This is a genomic window from Nitrosomonas sp. ANs5, assembly GCF_050584665.1.
Taxonomy (GTDB): Bacteria; Pseudomonadota; Gammaproteobacteria; order Burkholderiales; family Nitrosomonadaceae; genus Nitrosomonas.
Genome location: NZ_JBEUDO010000102.1, coordinates 1 through 3,613, shown reverse-complemented (window position 1 = coordinate 3,613; position 3,613 = coordinate 1). Strand labels below are relative to the sequence as shown.

Below are 3,613 nucleotides of genomic sequence, written 5' to 3'. Positions count from 1 at the left end.
CCTAAGTTGTTATCTTTTAATTTTCAGAAGGAAGTATTGATATGGCTATCTCCCAACAACAAAAAGACGAGATACTCAGCGTAGTGGTAAGTCTGTTCAATGGCGCACCGGGTGGCGCTATTCTGGATGATCTTGCCAAGGCTGTTGAGGACGGAGTCCCTATTTATGAAATCAGCAGATTGCTGGCGGAAACAAACCAGTTCAAGGCACTGACCTCTGATAAAACAACTATCCCTCAGCAGGTGGAATTCCTGCTTGATCATTTCGGCTTTGCTCCCGGAGGAGAACCCGGCAGCGCTGCTGCGCTGGCAGAGGAATATTTTACCTTAAGAATTGAGGCAGGCGCCAACCTGGGCCATATCGTTTATGAAGCCGTCAACTACCTACAAAACGATCCCGCGCCAGTATTCGCAAATACCGTCCAACTGCTGAACAACAAGGTGCAGGTTGCCAATATTCACTCGGAAAACTACAGAGACATCGCCAGTGTGGAAGAAGCCATCAGCGTGATGAACGGCATTGTCGGAGACAAAGCTTACACGCCGGAAGAAATACGCACCATCCTGTCAGATAAATTAGATGGTGGCACCGGAGATGGCAGTGATAACGGTGGTGGCGACGGAGACGACAGCGGAAGTGGCGATACTGGCGGCGATACTGGCGGTGGAAGCGGTGGCGGTGGCGGCACGCCCGCACCGACCTTCACGGTAACTGAAAACGCCACCGACCCCGAAGCGGTCATTGTTGGCTTCCAGAATGCCGGCTCGACTATCAGCGCTGCAGCAAGTACGACCAAGCTCGCTTTCACCAGCAACTCGACAACAAGGACTACGGCGTCAGACGCTGAAAAGATCGCTGAGATTCAAGTCGGCTCCGGCAAAACTCTGTCCAGTGCTGCGGCTGTGCTGGATGGCATCGAGATTGCTGGTGCGGGCAACACGACGATTACCGGCTCTGATGGCGATCAGACGTTGATCGTTAAGACGACTGGCACCAACTCCATCGCCGGTGGCAAGGGTGGTGATGTAATCATCTTGGGTGAAGATACGGGGACGGATACGGTTAAGGTTGCGGGAGGCAGTGCTGGCGGCAGCGCAGTGGTTGCGCTTGCTGATGCGGAGGCAGCACTGGCTGCTGCACGTGGCGTCGCAACAGATGAAGTGTTGGAAGACAATGTTGCGACGGCTGCCGCGGGAGTAGGTGCCGCCTTTGCCGAGACCGTCGTGGCTGATGCTGCTGCGCCGACTGCTCTGGAGATAGCTGCCGAAGTGGCCGCGCTGGAAGACAATGTTGCGACGGCTGCCGCGGGAGTAGGTGCCGCTTTTGCCGAGACCGTCGTGGCTGATGCTGCTGCGCCGACTGCTCTGGAGATAGCTGCCGAAGTGGCCGCGCTGGCCACTCTTGCTGATAGCGCAAATGCCACCTATGACGCTGAAACAGATCGTTACTCAGGTGGAGATGACACTGGTACAGCGGCAAGTGCTTACAATGCTTTTGTCACCTTGGTCGAAGAGTTGGCGACGGAGAACGATGCGCTGGGGACATTCAACGGCCTGGTGGATGATCTGACGGACGCCGAAGACGCTCTGACGACGTTCAACGGCCTGGTGGGTGATCTGACGGACGCTGAAGACGCTCTGGCAACGTTCAACGGACTGGTTGATGATCTCACTGACGCCGAAGACGCTCTGACGACGTTCAACGGCCTGGTGGATGATCTGACGGACGCTGAAGACGCTCTGGCGACGTTCAACGGTCTGGCGGATGATCTGACGGACGCTGAAGACGCTCTGACGACGTTCAACGGCTTGGTGGATGATCTGACGGACGCCGAAGCTGCATGGGCTACCCGGGAAGGTCTAATCCAGGATGTTGCCGATGCCGAGGCCGCTATTGGCTCGGGCGTGTATGTCGCTGCTGATTCGAATGCAACCAATATGGATAGCATTGTCAACTTCGACCTGGCCATGGATAAGCTTGATTTGGATGTGACGACTCTCTTCAGTGACCTAGAAGAAACCACCGTTTCTGGGGTTACATTCTCCGTTACAGATGGAATTGTCTCGGTTACAGGTGTGGAAACGCTGAATGATGTGCTGACGGCACTTGCAACCCAGATGGATAACCAAAAGGCAACTGTTACTTACTTTGATGGTGAGGATACCTATATCTTCCAGGGCGACGGTGCTGCTGGTCTTGCTGACAGCGATACCGTGGTTAAGATCGTTGGTGTTGAAGTAATGGATCTGGCCGCAATTCTCGTCTAAGCCTAAACTATAACTAGCCCCGCTCCACCCGATCGGACCGGTAGCTAAAGCAATCCTCGATCCCCACCCCTCACAGGGGGTGGGGGTTTCTGACTTCCGGGATGACGATTTTTCAAGTGAACCGTGCAGCCGACGTTACTCTCCCCGATCCTCCACAATCTTTGCCAGCGTTCCCAACATCATCTGATGGGGCTCGGTGCACTGGTTGTAGAGCGCGATCAGGGCGTTGTACATCGAGCCCGGGTCGAAGCCTGCGAACTCCAGGGACAGGTCGATGATAATGAAAGATGTGTCTAAACTGATGAGGTGAAGGTGTGACAACCGGCCCAATAACGGGCGTAACACAACCGAAGTGGCTGTCATTATTCGTGTCCATTCGTGTGTATTCGTGGTTTGAATCAACCACGGGGCGGCTGCTTCGCTGCTGGTTTTGATAACCATGAATGATTAATGATATTTGGTGCTACATATTATGATAGCGTGAGACGAAACGGTATTGAAATTCCGGTTTTATATCGGCAGCATACCGGGCAGTTGCTGTGCAGCCGTGTCGAAGGTATAGGTACCGATCAGTGGTGTCGATCGGGTTTTTGCCATTAGCCTGGCTTTCCTGGCAATCAGGGCATCTGGAAAGTCAGCCTGTTTGCCATCGATGGTATCGGCTTTCCGGTAATCATTCAACGCCTGCCAAACAGTTTGGTTGTTTTCAAAGCAAATGCCTGATTCTTCAAGCAGCGCCTTCAAGACGCGGATCAATTCGGCCTTTCCAAGCTGATATTTTTTACCCTTCAGCGTCCAGATCGTTTCAACCAGGACCACGTCGGGGATAAGAATGATAGCGTGTGAGGTAATCAGCTGTGCAGCTTTAGGGGATTGATCCGGATCGTCCTGCAATAAATACCGCAGCAAGACATTGGTATCAAGTGCAATCATACGATAGCGCTCTGCCGGGATTCCTCGTCGCTGATATCAGATTTCGGTTTGACGCTACGCAATAGTCCGTAGGCACTGCCCGGCATCTTTTTTACAAGAGTTAAATGTCCCTCGTAAATAAAAATCTCAACTTCATCGCCGGGGCGAATACCCAATGCCTGACATTGATCAACTGGTAAAGTGATCTGACGTTTTGCACTGACTTTGCTCATATTCTTTACTTATTAAAAAAAATAAAGAATATGATGATGGTAGAAGATTGTCAACTGGGGTTTCATCGTTTTGATCTAAATTTTACGCAGGAGATCGAGATGCAGGCGATGGGGCCAGCAACGGCTTGGCAATGCCGCGAACTTTAGTGGGCGGGACTCCTATCTGGGTAAACGTTAACCACGAGCCCAGTATCCAGGAGG

The 3,613-nt window shown here is 52.6% G+C and carries 4 protein-coding genes; 1 reads left to right on the top strand and 3 read right to left on the bottom strand.

Features of this window, described 5'->3' with window-relative positions; genetic code table 11:
- Positions 1-41: 41 nt before the first annotated feature.
- Entirely contained in the window at positions 42-2,267 is a 2,226-nt protein-coding gene (locus ABTW62_RS13610) for a hypothetical protein (protein WP_430905118.1), read from the top strand.
- A gap of 135 nt (positions 2,268-2,402) precedes the next feature.
- Here the strand turns inward: ABTW62_RS13610 and ABTW62_RS13605 are convergent, their stop codons facing one another.
- The 3 genes from ABTW62_RS13605 to ABTW62_RS13595 all read right to left on the bottom strand — a co-directional run bounded on the left by ABTW62_RS13605 (position 2,403) and on the right by ABTW62_RS13595 (position 3,412).
- Positions 2,403-2,708 (bottom strand): hypothetical protein, encoded by a 306-nt coding sequence (locus tag ABTW62_RS13605; RefSeq protein ID WP_430905117.1) that lies wholly within the window; start codon positions 2,706-2,708, stop codon positions 2,403-2,405.
- A gap of 69 nt (positions 2,709-2,777) precedes the next feature.
- Positions 2,778-3,200, bottom strand: a complete 423-nt coding sequence (locus tag ABTW62_RS13600) for a PIN domain-containing protein (protein WP_430905115.1) — start codon at positions 3,198-3,200, stop codon at positions 2,778-2,780.
- Positions 3,197-3,412, bottom strand: coding sequence for an AbrB/MazE/SpoVT family DNA-binding domain-containing protein (locus ABTW62_RS13595; protein WP_430905114.1), 216 nt, complete (start codon positions 3,410-3,412; stop codon positions 3,197-3,199). The genes ABTW62_RS13600 and ABTW62_RS13595 overlap by 4 nt, the downstream gene beginning before the upstream one ends.
- Positions 3,413-3,613: the final 201 nt, after the last annotated feature.